Annotated in this window: 17 protein-coding genes; 10 read left to right on the top strand and 7 right to left on the bottom strand. The window is 58.8% G+C overall.

Annotation, left to right across the window (positions count from 1 at the left end; genetic code table 11):
- The first annotated feature begins 61 nt into the window (after positions 1–61).
- From zwf to HU773_RS21195, 4 genes are all read left to right on the top strand, one after another.
- Positions 62–1,528 (top strand): glucose-6-phosphate dehydrogenase, encoded by a 1,467-nt coding sequence (gene zwf / locus HU773_RS21210; RefSeq protein ID WP_057960487.1) that lies wholly within the window; start codon positions 62–64, stop codon positions 1,526–1,528.
- The gene (gene pgl, locus HU773_RS21205) at positions 1,515–2,228 is read left to right on the top strand and encodes a 6-phosphogluconolactonase (protein ID WP_186625459.1); all 714 of its coding nucleotides are present in this window, start codon (positions 1,515–1,517) and stop codon (positions 2,226–2,228) included. Before zwf ends, pgl begins: the two co-directional genes overlap by 14 nt.
- 17 nt (positions 2,229–2,245) lie before the next feature.
- Positions 2,246–2,911 (top strand): bifunctional 4-hydroxy-2-oxoglutarate aldolase/2-dehydro-3-deoxy-phosphogluconate aldolase, encoded by a 666-nt coding sequence (locus tag HU773_RS21200; protein WP_057439953.1) that lies wholly within the window; start codon positions 2,246–2,248, stop codon positions 2,909–2,911.
- 1,222 nt (positions 2,912–4,133) lie between these two features.
- Positions 4,134–5,096, top strand: a complete 963-nt coding sequence (locus tag HU773_RS21195) for an IS110 family RNA-guided transposase (protein ID WP_217883911.1) — start codon at positions 4,134–4,136, stop codon at positions 5,094–5,096.
- Positions 5,097–5,109: 13 nt separating this feature from the next.
- Here HU773_RS21195 and HU773_RS21190 read toward each other — a convergent pair whose 3' ends face one another.
- Both HU773_RS21190 and HU773_RS21185 read right to left on the bottom strand, forming a co-directional pair.
- Positions 5,110–6,282, bottom strand: coding sequence for an aminotransferase class V-fold PLP-dependent enzyme (locus HU773_RS21190; protein WP_186626147.1), 1,173 nt, complete (start codon positions 6,280–6,282; stop codon positions 5,110–5,112).
- 12 nt (positions 6,283–6,294) lie between these two features.
- Positions 6,295–6,531: a DUF3820 family protein gene (locus HU773_RS21185; protein ID WP_057439951.1), complete on the bottom strand. Its 237-nt coding sequence runs from the start codon at positions 6,529–6,531 to the stop codon at positions 6,295–6,297.
- 206 nt (positions 6,532–6,737) lie between these two features.
- Between HU773_RS21185 and HU773_RS21180 the strand changes: the two genes are divergently transcribed.
- Complete coding sequence (locus tag HU773_RS21180; protein ID WP_186626146.1) at positions 6,738–7,205, top strand: ferritin-like domain-containing protein; 468 nt, start codon at positions 6,738–6,740, stop codon at positions 7,203–7,205.
- Here HU773_RS21180 and HU773_RS27675 read toward each other — a convergent pair.
- The 3 genes from HU773_RS27675 to HU773_RS21170 all read right to left on the bottom strand — a co-directional run bounded on the left by HU773_RS27675 (position 7,157) and on the right by HU773_RS21170 (position 8,874).
- Positions 7,157–7,303, bottom strand: a complete 147-nt coding sequence (locus HU773_RS27675; protein ID WP_367616003.1) for a 4Fe-4S binding protein — start codon at positions 7,301–7,303, stop codon at positions 7,157–7,159. The genes HU773_RS21180 and HU773_RS27675 overlap by 49 nt on opposite strands.
- An 87-nt stretch (positions 7,304–7,390) precedes the next feature.
- Positions 7,391–7,861: a MaoC family dehydratase gene (locus HU773_RS21175; RefSeq protein ID WP_032862565.1), complete on the bottom strand. Its 471-nt coding sequence runs from the start codon at positions 7,859–7,861 to the stop codon at positions 7,391–7,393.
- A gap of 68 nt (positions 7,862–7,929) precedes the next feature.
- The gene (locus HU773_RS21170; RefSeq protein ID WP_169961339.1) at positions 7,930–8,874 is read right to left on the bottom strand and encodes an alpha/beta hydrolase; all 945 of its coding nucleotides are present in this window, start codon (positions 8,872–8,874) and stop codon (positions 7,930–7,932) included.
- Between the two features lie 210 nt (positions 8,875–9,084).
- Here HU773_RS21170 and fadD2 point away from each other — a divergent pair, with 210 nt between their 5' ends.
- Both fadD2 and fadD1 read left to right on the top strand, forming a co-directional pair.
- Entirely contained in the window at positions 9,085–10,773 is a 1,689-nt protein-coding gene (gene fadD2 / locus HU773_RS21165) for a long-chain-fatty-acid--CoA ligase FadD2 (protein WP_115128801.1), read from the top strand.
- A 314-nt stretch (positions 10,774–11,087) separates the two neighbouring features.
- On the top strand, positions 11,088–12,779 hold the full coding sequence (fadD1, locus tag HU773_RS21160) for a long-chain-fatty-acid--CoA ligase FadD1 (RefSeq protein ID WP_057439947.1): 1,692 nt from the start codon (positions 11,088–11,090) through the stop codon (positions 12,777–12,779).
- Between the two features lie 195 nt (positions 12,780–12,974).
- Here the strand turns inward: fadD1 and HU773_RS21155 are convergent, their stop codons facing one another.
- On the bottom strand, positions 12,975–13,352 hold the full coding sequence (locus HU773_RS21155; RefSeq protein WP_057439943.1) for a hypothetical protein: 378 nt from the start codon (positions 13,350–13,352) through the stop codon (positions 12,975–12,977).
- A 199-nt stretch (positions 13,353–13,551) separates the two neighbouring features.
- On the opposite strand from HU773_RS21155, the gene HU773_RS21150 reads away from it, so the two are divergent.
- From HU773_RS21150 to def, 3 genes are all read left to right on the top strand, one after another.
- Complete coding sequence (locus HU773_RS21150) at positions 13,552–13,743, top strand: CsbD family protein (protein WP_057439941.1); 192 nt, start codon at positions 13,552–13,554, stop codon at positions 13,741–13,743.
- Positions 13,744–13,919: 176 nt separating this feature from the next.
- Positions 13,920–14,873: a YihY/virulence factor BrkB family protein gene (locus HU773_RS21145; protein WP_057960482.1), complete on the top strand. Its 954-nt coding sequence runs from the start codon at positions 13,920–13,922 to the stop codon at positions 14,871–14,873.
- A 3-nt stretch (positions 14,874–14,876) separates the two neighbouring features.
- Positions 14,877–15,416: a peptide deformylase gene (def, locus tag HU773_RS21140; RefSeq protein ID WP_029296447.1), complete on the top strand. Its 540-nt coding sequence runs from the start codon at positions 14,877–14,879 to the stop codon at positions 15,414–15,416.
- Here the strand turns inward: def and HU773_RS21135 are convergent.
- Positions 15,413–15,829, bottom strand: a complete 417-nt coding sequence (locus HU773_RS21135) for a GNAT family N-acetyltransferase (protein WP_057960481.1) — start codon at positions 15,827–15,829, stop codon at positions 15,413–15,415. The two genes, def and HU773_RS21135, sit on opposite strands and share 4 nt — an antisense overlap.
- Positions 15,830–16,451: the final 622 nt, after the last annotated feature.

Raw genomic sequence — 16,451 nt, 5'->3', positions numbered from 1 at the left:
TCCTTGAGTGATGCCTTGAAAAAAGGTATTTGTAGCTTAACTTGATAAAAGAACAAACATCATGCCTTCGATAACCGTGGAACCCTGCACCTTTGCCCTGTTTGGCGCCTTGGGTGATCTGGCGCTGCGCAAGTTATTTCCTGCCCTTTATCAACTCGATGGCGCCGGGCTCTTGCACGCCGACACCCGCATCCTGGCCCTGGCCCGTGAAGCTGGCTCCGAGCAGCAGCACCTGGACCACATCGAGCACGAACTGCGCAAATACGTCGGTCAGGAACTGGATGAAGCGGTAGCTGCGCGCTTCCTCGCGCGCCTGGCCTATGTGCATGTCGATTTCATGAATGCCGATGACTACGTGGCCCTGGCCGCCAAGGCCGGCACCGAACAACGCCTGATCGCCTACTTCGCCACCCCGGCGGCGGTGTATGGCGCGATCTGCGAGAACCTGTCCAAGGTCGGCCTGGCGGAAAATACCCGGGTGGTCCTGGAGAAACCCATCGGTTCGGACCTGGAGTCCTCGCGCAAGGTCAACGACGCCGTGGCGCAGTTTTTCCCGGAAAACCGCACTTACCGCATCGACCACTACCTGGGCAAAGAGACGGTGCAGAACCTGATCGCCCTGCGTTTTGCCAACAGCCTGTTTGAAACCCAGTGGAACCAGCATTACATCTCCCACGTGGAAATCACCGTGGCCGAGCAGGTGGGTATCGAAGGCCGCTGGGGCTACTTCGACAAGGCCGGGCAACTGCGGGACATGATCCAGAATCACCTGCTGCAACTGCTCTGCCTGATCGCCATGGACCCGCCGGCCGACTTGTCCGCCGACAGCATCCGCGACGAGAAGGTCAAGGTGCTCAAGGCCCTGGCGCCGATCAGCCCGGAAGGCCTGACCACCCAGGTCGTGCGCGGCCAGTACATTGCTGGCTACAGCGCCGGCAAGCCGGTGCCGGGTTACCTGGAAGAAGATAACTCCAACACCCAGAGCGACACCGAAACCTTCGTCGCCCTGCGGGCCGATATCCGCAACTGGCGTTGGGCCGGGGTGCCGTTTTACCTGCGCACCGGCAAACGCATGCCGCAAAAGTTGTCGCAGATCGTTATCCACTTCAAGGAACCGTCCCACTATATCTTTGCCCCCGAACAGCGCCTGCAGATCAGCAACAAGCTGATCATCCGCCTGCAACCGGACGAAGGTATTTCCTTGCGCGTGATGACCAAGGAGCAGGGCCTGGACAAGGGTATGCAACTGCGCAGCGGGCCACTGCAACTGAATTTTTCCGACACCTACCGCAGCGCACGGATTCCCGATGCCTACGAGCGGTTGTTGCTGGAAGTGATGCGCGGCAATCAGAACCTGTTTGTCCGTAAAGATGAAATCGAAGCCGCGTGGAAGTGGTGTGACCAGTTGATCGCCGGGTGGAAAAAATCCGGTGATGCACCCAAGCCGTACGCGGCGGGTTCCTGGGGGCCGATGAGCTCCATTGCACTGATCACGCGGGACGGGAGGTCGTGGTATGGCGATATCTGATTTGAAACTGCCCCAGGGCGTAACACCCCATGAGTACCGCACGCCGGTACTGCTGGCCGAAGGCTTGGCCAACGACGTGGCCGAACAACTGCGCGCGGCCATCAGTGCCCGTTGCGAGGCGACCCTGGTGGTGTCCGGTGGCCGCAGCCCGGTGGCGTTTTTCCAGAACCTGGCCAGCCAGGGGCTGGACTGGTCCAAGGTCACCATTACCCTGGCCGATGAGCGCTGGGTGCCGGTGGAACATGCCGACAGCAACGCCGGCCTGTTGAAGAAATATCTGCTGCAAGGCCCGGCGGCCAAGGCCAAGTTCTTGAGCCTTTACAGCGCCGCCGCGAACCTGGACGGCGCTGCCGAGCAGGCGGATCGCCTGCTGGCCAAACTGCCGGCGATTGATGTGCTGGTGCTGGGCATGGGCGATGACGGGCATACCGCGTCGCTGTTCCCCAACAGCCCGAACCTGGCCGAAGCGCTGCAGCCCGATGGCTCCCGCCGGTGCTGGCCGATGCTGGCGCCGAGCGTGCCCCATCAGCGCCTGACCATGAGTCGTGCATTGCTGGCCAGCGCCCGTTACACCGTGTTGTCGATTGCCGGCGATTCGAAACTCCATACCCTGAGCGAAGCGCTGGCCAGCGACGATGTTGCCGGCATGCCGATTCGCGCGTTTTTGCAACCCACTCTAGAGATTTACTGGTGCCCATGAGCCAAGGATCAGCCGCTATGAAAAGCCCTCACCCGACCGTGTCCATGGCGGATAAAGTTGCCCTGATCGACAGCCTCTGCGCCAAGGCGCGGATCCTGCCAGTGATCACCATTGCCCGCGAACAGGACATTCTGCCCCTGGCCGATGCCCTGGCGGCGGGTGGCTTGACCGCGCTGGAAGTGACCCTGCGTTCGCAGTTCGGCCTCAAGGCCATCCAGGTCCTGCGTGAGCAGCGTCCGGAGCTGGTGACGGGCGCGGGCACGGTGCTCGATCGCACCATGCTGGCGGCTGCCGAGGCGGCGGGTTCGCAGTTTATCGTCACCCCCGGTATTACCCGTGACCTGCTTGAAGCCAGTGTCGACAGCCCAATCCCGCTGCTGCCCGGCATCAGCAATGCCTCCGGCATCATGGAAGGCTATGGCCTGGGCTATCGTCGTTTCAAACTGTTCCCGGCGGAAGTCAGCGGCGGTGTGGCGGCAATCAAGGCCCTGGGCGGACCGTTTGGCGAAGTGAAATTCTGCCCCACTGGCGGCGTTGGCCCGGCCAACATCAAACACTACATGGCGTTGAAAAACGTGATGTGCGTGGGCGGTAGCTGGATGCTTGATCCGGAGTGGATCAAGAACGGCGACTGGGCGCGCATCCAGGAAGTCACCGCCGAGGCGTTGGCACTGCTGGACTGATTGGCTTTACCGAATCGTTGTTGCTGTGCTTCACGGCATGTTTGCGGTGCACTTGGTCGGTGCGCCGCTTTTTTTTGCCTATAGAAAAGCGAAATATCACCGTAATTCAAATGGGGGGGGGCTTGTGTGGGAACTGGCTTGCCTGCGATAGCCGTAGGTATCTACACAACTCTCTTCTTGGTCTGTGTACATATCCGTTGCTGCGGTCACGGCCACTTAGGGTTCCGCCCTTACGGCGGCTCACTTTGGAGGAGCGCCAAAGTAAGCAAAGCGCTCTTGCCCCACCACTCGGTGCCTCGCCTAGGCTCGGCATACCCGCAGTCAGGCATTGCTCCGTGGGCCCGCCGCGATCGGCCATCCATGGCCGTGTCGCGGCTACCCCGGCATCCATGCCGGGGTGCCCACTGCGCAATACCTGCCTGCGGCCAGCGTGGTTTAACGGGGCGCCTCAGATCAAGATCAAAAGCCAGATCAAAAGCAGAGCAACAGCAACAGCAAAGCCGGGGCGCGAAGCTGCATTCCCCCCCTGTGGGAGCTGGCTTGCCTGCGATGGCGGTGTATCAGCCAATACATTTATCGACTGAGACACCGTCATCGCAGGCAAGCCAGCTCCCACAGGAATCCGCGTACGCCTCGAGGATCAGGTCGGCTGTCAGGCCGCCTCGCTTTGCTTTGATTTTGATCTTAGGCGCCCCGTTAAACCACGCTGGCCGTCATCCGATTTTGATTTGGGGGGTAAACCGGCAGGACGCCGGTTTAGCCGCGCTGGGCCATGGATGGCCCATCGCGGCGGCCCCCCAAATCAATGTCGGATGACGGGCACACCGAGCCTGGGCGAGGTGCCGAGTGGTGGGGCAAGAGCCCTTTTGGTTACTTTTGGCTGGGCCGGCACTCCGGGCTCTTTTCCAAAAGTGACCCGCCGTAAGGGCGGAACCCTAAGTGGCCGTGACCGCAGCAACGGATATGTACACAACCCCAGAAAAGAGTTGTGTAGATACCTACGGCTATCGCAGGCAAGCCAGCTTGTATGGTTAGACTTGTAGGGGTGGTGGGACTAAAAGCCAGCATCTGACTCTAGCCAGTACAGACCGTGGGAGACTTCGTCCCACCCCTTCACCAAAGCGCCGATAAGGAATGCATCGGCCATGACCGACGATAGAAGCAAGCCAGCGCAACGGTGAAGCCCCGACAAGCCTGTAAACCCTAACCCGGAGCTTTTCTCATGGCAATGACTGTCTCGCAATCAATCATTGGAGTGGATGTCGCTAAAGCCGAAGTAGTTGTTTATCAAAGTGAAACTGCTGAAACAAAGATCGTATCGAACAAGAAAAACGAGCTGAAGGCATGGCTGAAGTCTTTGCCTGCGGGCAGCGCCATCGCAATTGAAGCCACCAATATCTATCACGTGGATACCGTCAATTTGGCTCATTCGATGGGCCATATCGTTTACGTGATTGATGGATATCGCCTTAGCCATTACCGCAAAGGCACAGGTGGTCGCGCTAAAACAGACTTCAGTGATGCGCAGTTGCTGGCTCGCTACTTGAAGAATGAACAGGCTGATTTACGCGCTTGGAATCCGCCGCCGAAGATTTATACCAAGCTTCAAAGCTTGCTGCGTCGACGCGCAGCACTGGTGAAAATGCGTGTTGCACTGAATCAGAGCTGGGCGGGCGAGCCATCACTCAAGGCCTCGTCCAAGAGCATTTCAGCGTGTCTTGATAGGCATGAGGGGCTCATTGAGAAAAGGATATTAGATGCTGTTACTGAGGCGGGGCTTTTGCATCAGGTCAAGCGCTGCCAAGCCGTCGAGGGCATTGGTTTTCTGACAGCGGTTGCCCTGGTAATGGCGTTTCAGCGAGGAGAATTTGAAAGTGCTGACGCTTACATCGCGTTCTTGGGAATGGACTTGAGAGTATCCGATTCCGGGCAAATGAGCGGACGCCGCTCATTGAGCAAGAAGGGAGATTCAGAGATACGCAGATTGCTGCATAACGCGGCGTCAGCAGGTATCAGGTCAGAAGCCTGGAAACCTTTATACGAGGGTTATCTGGCCAGGGGCCTGAAAACGACTCAAGCCCTGGTCATCATTGGCCGCAAGCTGGCGCGCATCGCCTTTTCGCTCATGAAAAACCTGAGCGAATACCAGTCAAAAGCGGTTTGGGGGGCTTCCCCAAAACCATAGAATCTCCCACATTTTAATCAGTGTTCAGCTTGGTAATGGCATTGACCAGCACGTCGATGTCCGCCGCCGACGTCACCACCCCCGGCGTCACCCGTATGCAGGCACCAAACGCTGCCCCACTGCGCAGGGTGGTAAACAGGTTGTATTCATCAAGCAATCGATCCGCCATCACCTGTTGATCGCGCCCGTTGAACTTGAACGCCGTAATCGCGCAATACAACCGTGGATCATCCGAGGTCAGCACCTCGATCCCCGGCAATGGCCGTACCTGGCTCACCCACAGGTCACGCAGGTATTTCACCCGCGCCCCCTTGGCCTGCGCGCCGCCCAGGGCCCGATGCTCTTCGAGCACCAGCGGCAAGGTCATCAGCGCTGGAAAGTTAGGCGTGCTGTAGGACGTACGGGCGCGCACGTCGCTGGCTGGGTAATGGAACTCGCCCATGTCCGGGTCAATGTCCGCCAGCCGCTGCGGGGCGATATAGAGAAAGCCCAGGGTCAGGGGTGCACCGATCCACTTGTGCAGGTTGAAGCCGGCGAACGAGATGCCCAACTGGGCCAGGTCGAAGTCGATCTGGCCAAGGGCATGGGCGCCATCGAGGATGATTTCGACGCCATATTCTCGCGCAACCTGGGCGATGGCCTCCACCGGCATGACCAGGCCGGTGCGGTGGGTGACATAGGTCAGCGCCATCAGCCTCAGGCGTGGGTAGTGGCTGAAGGTGTCGCGATAAGTCTGCAGCAGGCTGTCGAAACTGGCCGGATGGGCGTGGGACACTTCGATCACCTCTACCCCCCGGTAGCCGGCGAGCCAGCGCATGGCGCCTTTGACCGTGTCGTATTCCAGATCGCTGATCAGCACCTGGTCGCCCGGCTGCAGGCGGTTGTAGTTGCGGATCAGCGACTGCAGGGCTTCGGTGGCATTGCGGGTGAAAGCAATCGCTTCTGGGTCGACGTTGACCAACTCGGCCAGTTGCCGGCGGATCTCGACGTGTTGCCCTTGCTCGAAGCGCTGGCGCACGTGCACCGAGTTGCTGCGATTGATGAAGGCCACGTGCTCCTGATACTGGGCCAACACGGCCCGGCTCATGCGGCCAAAGTAGCCGTTTTCCAGGTTGATGGGGCCGGGCTCCAGGTCATAGCGCTGGGCAATGGCCTGCCAATAGGCTTCGTCGCGGGTGTGGGGCATGGGCGGGCTCGGTTAGTGGCGCGGGGCGGGTTTACCGTGTTTGTCGCGTAGCGGTTCCAGCAGTTCGGACAGGCCGTTGTGGTCGATTTCCTGCATCAAGGCCAGCAAACCGCCCAGCTCGCCGTGGGGAAAACCTTCGCGGGCAAACCAGTTCAGGTACGGGCCGGGCAGGTCGGCAATGATCCGGCCCTTGTACTTGCCGAACGGCATTTGGCGGGTGATCAGCAGTTCGAGTTTTTCGGGGTTCATACGGGCTTCAGGCAATCAGGAGGATGCCTTGGAAAATACAGGCATTCTGCATGAAGGCCAAATGACAGATCATGCAAATAAAGCGGATACAGATTTGAGGGTTATTTATAACTTATTGAAAAATAAGGAATAAATATTGATTCAAGACCTGGCACGGGCGCTGCAACTACCTCAATACCTTTCTAAACCCGCGAAGGAATTGAAAAATGACTGATATCAACAAAGAGTCGATCTCCGTACTCAATGACCTGATCGAAACCAGCAAAGACGGCCAGGAAGGCTTCAAGACCTGCGCAGAAGACATCAAGCACCCTGAGCTCAAGGCGCTGTTCATCAAGCGTTCCGCAGACTGCGCGTCGGCGGCTGCCGAACTGCAAACGGCGGTGCGGGCCTTGGGTGGCGATCCGGAAGATTCCGGCAGCGTGGCCGGCGCACTGCACCGTGGCTGGGTCGACGTGAAGTCGATGGTCACCGGCAAGGACGAAGAAGCGGTACTCAACGAAGCCGAGCGCGGTGAAGACCACGCACTGAAGGCTTACAAAGAGGCCATCGAGAAAATCAACAAGCACAACCTGGTCGGTATTCGTGACCTGGTTGAGCGCCAGTATCATGGTGCGCAACGCAATCACGACCAGGTGAAAGCCCTGCGTAACCAGGTTCGCGCCCAGTCCTGAGCTGCGCCGAGGTAACAAATGTGGGAGCAGGCAAACCTGCTCCCACTGGTAATTGCGCCGTACCCCGATACAAATGTGGGAGCTGGCTTGCCTGCGATAGCGGTTGATCAGTCGATGTATGTATCGACTGACAGAACGCCATCGCAGGCAAGCCCGCTCCCACATTTTTTATTTCACATGCCTGATCAGCCGATGCTGATCGCCGGCAACTCGGTCAAGGTCACAACCTGCTGTTTGCGTGGCGCGAGGATCTCGGCTTCGCCATCCACCACCAACTCATCACGCTGGTTGAACACCTGGGTGGCAATCCGCACGCGGAACTTGGGCAGCTTCTCGAGGATTTCCAGACGTACGGTCAAGGTGTCGCCGATTTTCACCGGCTTCTGGAAGCTCATCTGCTGACCGATATAGATGGTGCCCGGCCCAGGCAGCTCACAAGCGACTGCCGCGCTGATCAAGGCGCCGCTGAACATGCCGTGGGCGATCCGCTCCTTGAACATGGTCGCCTTGGCGAATTCGGCATCCAGGTGCACCGGGTTATGGTCGCCGGACATTGCCGCGAACAGCTGGATATCGCGCTCTTCCACGGTTTTGCTGTAGGTGGCTTTCTGGCCAACTTCGAGGGCTTCGTACGGAGTGTTGGTAACCTGGGTCATCTGATCCTGCATCCTGTGGCTAATCGGTAATCTTAATTCGTTGATTTTAAACGAAAATATTTATGCGTTCACTCGCAGCGCGCCGGCCGGCGATGGTTCACGGCCTGGGCCATCCAGGCCAGCACATCGGCGGTGACCGCATCGCGGTTGGTTTCATTGAAGAGTTCGTGGCGCGCCTGCGGGTAGATGTTCACGTGCAGGTTCTGGCAGCCGGCATCGCGCAATGCGTTGGCCAGGCTGGTGAGACGCTTGCCTTCACTGACCGGATCACATTCGCCGCCCATCACCAGGATTGGCAGGCCCGGATCAATCTGTTTGAGATTGGACGCTTTGCTGATTTGCTGCAAGCCACCCAGCAGGTCGATCCATAGCTGGTTGGTGCAACGAAAGCCGCACAGGGGGTCGTTGACGTACTTGTCCACTTCGTCCGGGTCGCGGCTCAGCCAGTCAAACGCCGTGCGGTTGGGCTTGAAGGCCTTGTTGAACGAGCCAAACGACAGAAACTCGATCAGTGCGCTGCGGCCCCTGAGGCCCTGGCGCAGGCGTTCGGCCCGGGCGATCAGGCGGGCGGCGCGGTACAGGGCCACCGGCTGGAAGTTCGACCCACTGAGAATCGCCCCGTGCAGGCTGGCACTGTGATGCAACAGATAGGCCTGGGCGATATAGCTGCCCATGCTATGGCCCAGCAGGAGGATCGGCACACCGGGGGCTTGCTGGCCGATGTGCTGGTTGAGCGCGGCCAGGTCACCTACCACTTTGTTCCAGCCATCGCGCTCGGCAAACAGGCCCAGGGTGCCTTCATCGGCGGTACGGCCATGGCCGCGCAGGTCCGGGGCGTACACGCCGTAGCCGGCATCACACAGGGCCTGGGCCAGGCGCGCATAGCGGCCGCTGTGCTCGGCCATGCCATGGGCCAGCATCACCAGCGCCGTGGGCGTGCCGTCCGGTAGCCACTGGTTGACGTACAGGCGGCTGCGGTCGTTCGCGGTCAGCCAGAAAGTGGTGTGGTTCATGGCGCTTCCTTTGCTCAGGGTCGTTGCAGTGTATAGCTCATCCGAGGGCCGGCGTCTGATCACCCGCGGCCTCAGGGGCAAGATTCATACAATCAATGACACGTTTTAGTGTATTTGCCTGTTTGGCCATAGCTGCTAACGTCCCCGAAGCTCCGCTTCCCTTAAACAGCCGGAAGCGGTCGGGCACACTCGGGTAAGAGGACAAGAATAATGCAACCTGATTTCTGGAATGACAAACGCGCAACAGGCGTTCCCAATGAGCTTGACCTGTCGGCGTACAAGTCAGTAATCGAAGTCTTCGAGCGTTCCTGTAAAGCCTTTGCCGACCGTCCGGCATTCAGCAACATGGGGATCACCCTGACCTACGCCGACCTGGAGCGCCAGAGTGCGGCGTTCGCCGGCTACCTGCAACACCACACCGATCTCAAGCCGGGTGACCGTATTGCGGTGCAGATGCCCAACGTCCTGCATTACCCGATTGCCGTGTTCGGCGCCTTGCGCGCCGGGCTGGTGGTGGTCAACACCAACCCGTTGTACACCCCGCGGGAAATGCGCCATCAGTTCAAGGATGCGGGCATTCGTGCGCTGGTCTACCTCAACCTGTTTGGTTCCCGGGTCCAGGAAGTGGCGGCCGACACCGAGATCGAGTACCTGATCGAAGCGAAGATGGGCGACTTCATGCCCGCCGCCAAGGGCTGGCTGATCAACACCGTGGTCGACAAAGTGAAGAAGATGGTCCCGGCCTACAGCCTGCCTCGGGCGGTGTCGTTCAAGCGCGCCTTGCGCATGGGCGCGGGCCTGGCCGTGACCCGCCACCCGATGACCCTCGATGACATCGCCGTGCTGCAATACACCGGCGGCACCACCGGCCTGGCCAAGGGCGCGATGCTCACCCACGGCAACCTGGTGGCGAACATGCAGCAGGTGCGGGCGTGCATGTCCCAGCTGCGTGAAGACGGGCATCCGCTGGTCAAGGAAGGGCAGGAGGTGATGATCGCGCCGCTGCCGCTGTATCACATCTATGCCTTTACGGCGAACTGCATGTGCATGATGGTCACCGGCAACCACAACGTGCTGATCACCAATCCACGGGACATCGGCGGCTTTATCAAGGAATTGAAGAAGTGGCGGTTTACCGGGTTGCTGGGGCTCAACACACTGTTTGTCGCCTTGATGGAGCACCCGGATTTCAAGACCCTGGACTTCTCCCACCTGAAGATCACCAACTCCGGCGGTACCGCCCTGGTCAAGGCCACTGCCGAGCGCTGGAAGCAGATCACCGGCTGTTCCATCGGCGAAGGCTACGGCCTGACTGAGACGTCGCCAGTGGCCAGCACCAACCCCTACGGTGATCAATCGCGCCTGGGCACCGTGGGTATTCCAGTGCCGGGCACGGCGATGAAGGTTATTGATGACGCCGGCGTCGAGTTGCCGATGGGCGAGCGGGGCGAGTTGTGCATCAAGGGCCCGCAGGTCATGAAGGGCTACTGGCAGCAACCGGCGGCCACTGCCGAGACCCTGGACGCCGAGGGCTGGCTCAAGACTGGCGATATTGCGGTGATCGACCCCGACGGTTTTGTGCGCATTGTCGACCGCAAGAAAGACCTGATCATCGTCTCGGGCTTCAATGTGTACCCCAACGAGATCGAAGACGTGGTGATGGCCCACCCGAACGTTGCCAACTGCGCGGTGATCGGCGTGCCTGACGAGCGTACCGGCGAGGCGGTGAAACTGTTCGTGGTGGCGCGGGCCCAGGGTGTCAGCCTTGAGGAGCTGAAGACTTACTGCAAGGCCAACTTCACCGGCTACAAAGTGCCCAAGCACATTGTGTTGCGCGACTCGCTGCCGATGACGCCGGTAGGCAAGATCCTGCGCAGAGAGCTTCGCGATATCGCCTGACCTGAATTGAAATGCGATTCAAATGTGGGAGCTGGCAAGCCAGCTCCCACATTTACGGTGTACACCCTTAAAGTAGAGCGGTTTCGCAGGTTATAGAATCTTTGCTCTAAAAATGACTACTGCATATTCTTGAGTCATGTTTATGACTGTAGGGGCCTCTTTTGGCTCTAGGCGGCCCTTGGCAAAGCTGCTACTCTCGGCGCGCTTTGTGACCTCTCGGCCTGCTTGAAACAGCCGGAATCACCTAAAAACACACAAATAATAATCGCATCAAATGCGGTGAATGAATTCGCGTCGCTGAGGAGTGGGCTTCCATGATCGAAGACTTTTGGAAGGATAAGTACCCCGCCGGGATTGCTGCAGACATCAATCCAGACGAGTATCAAAATATTCAGGCGGTACTGAAACAGTCCTGCCAACGCTTCGCCGACAAACCGGCTTTCAGCAACCTGGGCAAGACAATCACCTACGGTGAGTTGTACGAATTGTCCGGTGCCTTTGCCGCGTACCTGCAACAGCATACCGACTTGCAGCCCGGTGATCGAATCGCCGTGCAATTGCCCAACCTCCTGCAATACCCGGTCGCCGTGTTTGGCGCTATCCGCGCCGGCCTGATCGTGGTCAACACCAACCCGCTGTACACCGCGCGGGAGATGGAACACCAGTTCAACGACTCCGGGGCCAAAGCCCTGATCTGCCTGGCCAACATGGCGCACCTGGCAGAAAAAGTCGTGCCCAAGACTGGCGTCAAGCACGTGATCGTCACCGAAGTGGCTGACCTGTTGCCGCCGCTCAAGCGGTTGCTGATCAACAGCGTCATCAAGTACGTGAAGAAGATGGTCCCGGCCTATCACTTGCCCCAGGCGATCAAGTTCAACGACGTCCTGGCCAAGGGGCATGGCCAGCCGGTCACCGACGCCAGCCCGGCCAGCGAAGACGTCGCCGTACTGCAATACACCGGCGGCACCACCGGCGTGGCCAAGGGCGCGATGCTGACCCATCGCAACCTGGTCGCCAACATGCTGCAGTGCAAGGCGCTGATGGGCTCCAACCTCAACGAAGGCTGCGAGATCCTGATCACGCCGCTGCCGCTGTACCACATCTATGCCTTCACCTTTCATTGCATGGCGATGATGCTGATCGGCAACCACAACATCCTGATCAGCAACCCGCGCGACCTGCCGGCGATGGTCAAGGAGTTGTCGAAGTGGAAGTTCAGCGGCTTTGTCGGCCTGAACACCCTGTTCGTGGCCCTGTGCAACAACGAAGGCTTCCGCAAGCTGGACTTCTCGGGGCTCAAGGTCACGCTGTCGGGTGGCATGGCATTGCAACTGGCGGCGGCCGAGCGTTGGAAGGCCGTGACCGGCTGCAATATCTGTGAAGGTTACGGCATGACCGAAACCAGCCCAGTGGCCACGGTCAACCCGATCCAGAATATCCAGATCGGCACCATCGGCATCCCGGTGCCCTCGACCCTGTGCAAAGTCATCTCGGATGAGGGTGTCGAGTTGCCTCTGGGCGAAATCGGCGAGCTGTGCGTCAAGGGCCCGCAAGTGATGAAGGGCTACTGGCAGCGTGAAGACGCCACCGCCGAAGTGCTCGACAGCCAAGGCTGGCTGAAGACCGGCGATATCGCGATCATCCAGCCAGACGGCTACATGCGCATCGTTGATCGCAAGAAGGACATGATTCTGGTCTCCGGTTTCAACGTCTACCCCAACGAGCTGGAAGACGTGCTGGCAAGCCTGCCGGGCGTGCTGCAATGCGCGGCCATTGGTGTACCGGACGAGAAATCGGGCGAGCACATCAAGCTGTTCATCGTGGTCAAGCCAGGCGCGACACTGACCAAGGAGCAGGTGATGGAGCATATGCGCGCCAACGTCACCGGCTACAAAGTGCCGAAGGCTGTCGAGTTCCGCGAAGCACTGCCGACCACTAACGTGGGCAAGATCCTGCGTCGTGAGTTGCGCGATGAAGAGATGAAGAAACTGGGCCTGAAGAAGTAAACAAAAAGCCCCGCGAATGCGGGGCTTTTTATTGGGCGCTGAGTGTCGACTGACCCACCGCTATCGCCGCGATGCGGCGACCCGACAAGCCATTTGTCCTGGGCCGCACTCAAAACTCCTGTACAGCACAACCCCTGTGGGAGCGGGCTTGCCCGCGATGGCGTCCTGTCAGCCCCCACATTTCTGATCGGGTGTCTACAGGGCGAACTGCGCGAAGCTCACGCCAGCGCCTGCCGGGCGTACATCCTTCAGGAACGAGTCCTTGTCCGCGCTCAGCTCCAGGGTAATCTCCGGCTTGCGCTTGCCTGCATTGCGTACCACCAACCCTTCAAGCTTCTCACGCAGGTACACGGTCGGTACTTTCAGGTGCAGTAGCTGATCGGTTTCGGCGTTGTGCATCAACAAATGAATCCACTCGTACTGGCCAATGGCGATGCGCGCCACCGGCAGGTCGAACCACCAGATGTTGCGCTTGCGGTCCAGGTCGGTGAAGTGGCAGTTGTTGACACCGAGCACGGCACCGCCCAGTTCCAGGTTTCTGCGGGCGATGGCCTGTGATTTATTGAGTTTCATAACCTTCCTACGGGATCTGTTATTCAGCGGTTGAGCCTGAATCTGCCGGGCATTCTCGTGGGTTGGCCGCAAAACATAAAGCCAAACCTGTGCGGGGTGATGAAATGCCTGACGCAAATAATTGAAACTCTGCGCAAATGCCCAGGGTCAATCCTTAGGTAATGACCAAAATCCTTGATTGTTCTTACGGAGAAATACCATGGGTAGCACAGCGGATAAGGCAAAAGGTTTAGCGAACGAAGCCATTGGCAATATCAAACAAGGTGTCGGCAAAGCCACAGACAACACCCAGCTTGAGGCCGAAGGCAAGATCCAAGAGAAGAAGGGCGAAGCCCAGCAAGCGATCGGCAAGGTCAAGGACGCGGTAAAGAATACGGTCGACAAAGCCTGATTCACCCGCCTGCCAACACGCAGCATAACGGTCATCCACGGATGGCCGTTTTTATGTCAAACCGGCGGATTAAAGTTTCGAAATTGTTTCAAGGTCGCCAAATAGGCTACCTTGATGTAGAAAACGGCCCCTGAGTCGCCCACGAACTCAACCTTTTTGCGGCGAAAGGAGACGCTATGATTTTTCCGGTATTAAAAGATCTGCCGCTGCACCGCGTATTGATGCGCACCGTCACAGAGTTCATCGACGACGAGATGCCCACCTACGCCTCGGCACTGGCCTACCAGATGCTGTTTTCATTGTTTCCCTTCCTGCTGTTCCTGATTGCCCTGATTGGTTTCCTGCACCTGCCGGACTTCTTCAGTTGGTTGCGCCTGCAATCGGAGCTGGTGTTGCCGCCCCAGGCCCTGGAGCAGGTCAACCCGGTGATTGACCAATTGCAGCAATCCAAGGGTGGGCTGTTGTCGGTGGGTATCGTCATCGCGCTGTGGACCGCCTCGGCGGGCGTGCGCCTGATGATGAGTGCGATGAACGCTGCCTACGACGTGGTGGAAGGCCGGCCGATCTGGAAACGCTTCCCGCTGTCGATTCTCTACACCGTGGGTATCGCCGGCATGTTGCTGGCCGCTGCCGCGTTGATGGTCCTGGGGCCGCAAGTGATGGAGTGGCTGGCCGGGCAGATTGGCATGCAGGAATTCGTCGTTACCCTGTGGACCATCCTGCGCTGGCCGTTGATTGTGATCCTGCTGATGTTCGCCGTGGCCTTGATGTACTACGTGATGCCGGACGTGAAGCAGAAATTTCGCTTTATCACGCCAGGCTCGGTGCTGGCGGTGGTGGTCTGGATCATCGCTTCCCTGGGCTTTGGCTATTACGTGAAAACCTTCGCCGACTACAACGCCATGTACGGCAGCATCGGCGCGATCATTGTCCTGCTGTTGTACTTCTATATTTCCGCCGCCGTATTACTGCTGGGCGCGGAGATGAACGCGGTGATCGAGCACATGTCTGTCGAAGGCAAAGACCCGGGCGAAAAGGACTTTGGCGAACACCACCCTGATCAAAAACAGCATGTCTCGGGCCTCGGCCGGGACCATTCGCAGCCCAAACCCACCTCTGATGAAAGTTGATCGATGATTCGTGAAATCCTGAAAATGGGCGATGAACGCCTGCTGCGTATCGCGCCCCCGGTGCCCCCGGAAATGTTCGATAGCCCCGAGCTGTGGCAACTGATCGACGACATGTTCCAGACCATGGAACACGTGGGTGGCGTTGGCCTGGCCGCGCCGCAGATTGGTGTCGACCTGCAACTGGTGATCTTCGGCTTCGAGAGCAGCGAGCGCTACCCGGATGCCCCGGCGGTGCCCCAGACCATCCTGATCAACCCGCTGATTACCCCGCTGAGCCCGGTGTTGGAGGAGGGGTACGAAGGCTGCCTGTCGGTGCCAGGCCTGCGCGGTGCGGTGGATCGCTACCAGCAGATTCGCTACGAGGGTTTTGACCCCAAGGGCGAGCCGATTGTGCGGATTGCCGATGGCTTCCACGCGCGGGTGGTGCAGCATGAATGCGACCACCTGATCGGTCGCCTGTACCCGTCGCGGATCACAGACTTCAGCAAATTCGGGTTTATCGAGGTGATGTTTCCGGAGCTGGATCCCGCCGCCGACGCTTAACCCTGGCGGCACAGGCCCATGGCAATCATCGGCTTGTTGCGTTTATAGCGCACCAGGCGCTCTGCCAGCGACTGCGGCAACACGGTCTGCTGGCTGAAGCCCTGGGCTGTATAAAACCCTTCCAGGTCGGGGTGGCACAGTAGCCACACCGTGCCTTCGACAGGCGCAATCGCTTCAGCGATCAGCCGCGCCGCCAGCCCTTGTCCGCGTAATGCCGGATCGACAAACAGCCCGGTCAGCCACTGACCGCAGACCACGGGGCTCAGGCACAGGCCTGCGACGATCTCGCTGTTGCGCGCGACCCACAACTGGCCGCCCTTGAGGGCCTTCATCGGCGAGTTATGGCGGCGGTAGAACTTGTTCAGCAACGGCCACAGGGGCTCCGCCAGTAGATCAATGTGCAACTCGGGCATGGTATTTGGACAAGCGTGATCAAGGGCTGGGGATTATAAGTCGGGCAAAGCGCCTTCTGTTGGGCAATAGGTGTTATACCCATGCTTACTTCCTCTGTTAGTGGAGCATGCATCATGGCCAAAGGTATGGATTCAAAGAAAGCCGCGAAGAAAAAACCGGCAAAGACCGCCGATGAAAAACGCGCGGACAAAAAAGCCAAGAAAACTGAGACAGGCCTGTTCGGTCACTAAGCCCTTCACTGTGGGAGCGAGCAAGCTCGCTTCTACACGGCAAGATACATCCTGATATCCCCCTCGCACGCCCCTCCAACATCTTTTTATCAATGATGGCTGATTAATGGCCTTGCAGAGTGCCAAGCCCTGTCTATGCTCATCCAGAACCACTTATGTCGCTTGCCATATGAAGCGTCTTGGGTGGTTTTTGGCATAGCGAGCGCGTACCTCAAAGCGCCGGGAAAAAGGAGCCTCAAGTTAAATGGATTTGCGTGTGTCGGTTGAAGCAGGCCCCAGAGAGGGTCATCAAGAAAAGGATGCCTTGAAGCGAGTGTTGCCCCATGGACTCTCCGATTAGCCATCATTTATCTATCGCCTGACACTTGTCCTGTCTCTGGACGATTGCGTT

Origin of the sequence: Pseudomonas shahriarae (genome assembly GCF_014268455.2) — a bacterium.
In the GTDB taxonomy this organism is placed as follows: Bacteria; Pseudomonadota; Gammaproteobacteria; order Pseudomonadales; family Pseudomonadaceae; genus Aquipseudomonas; species Aquipseudomonas shahriarae.
This window is presented reverse-complemented; position numbering and strand designations above follow the sequence as displayed.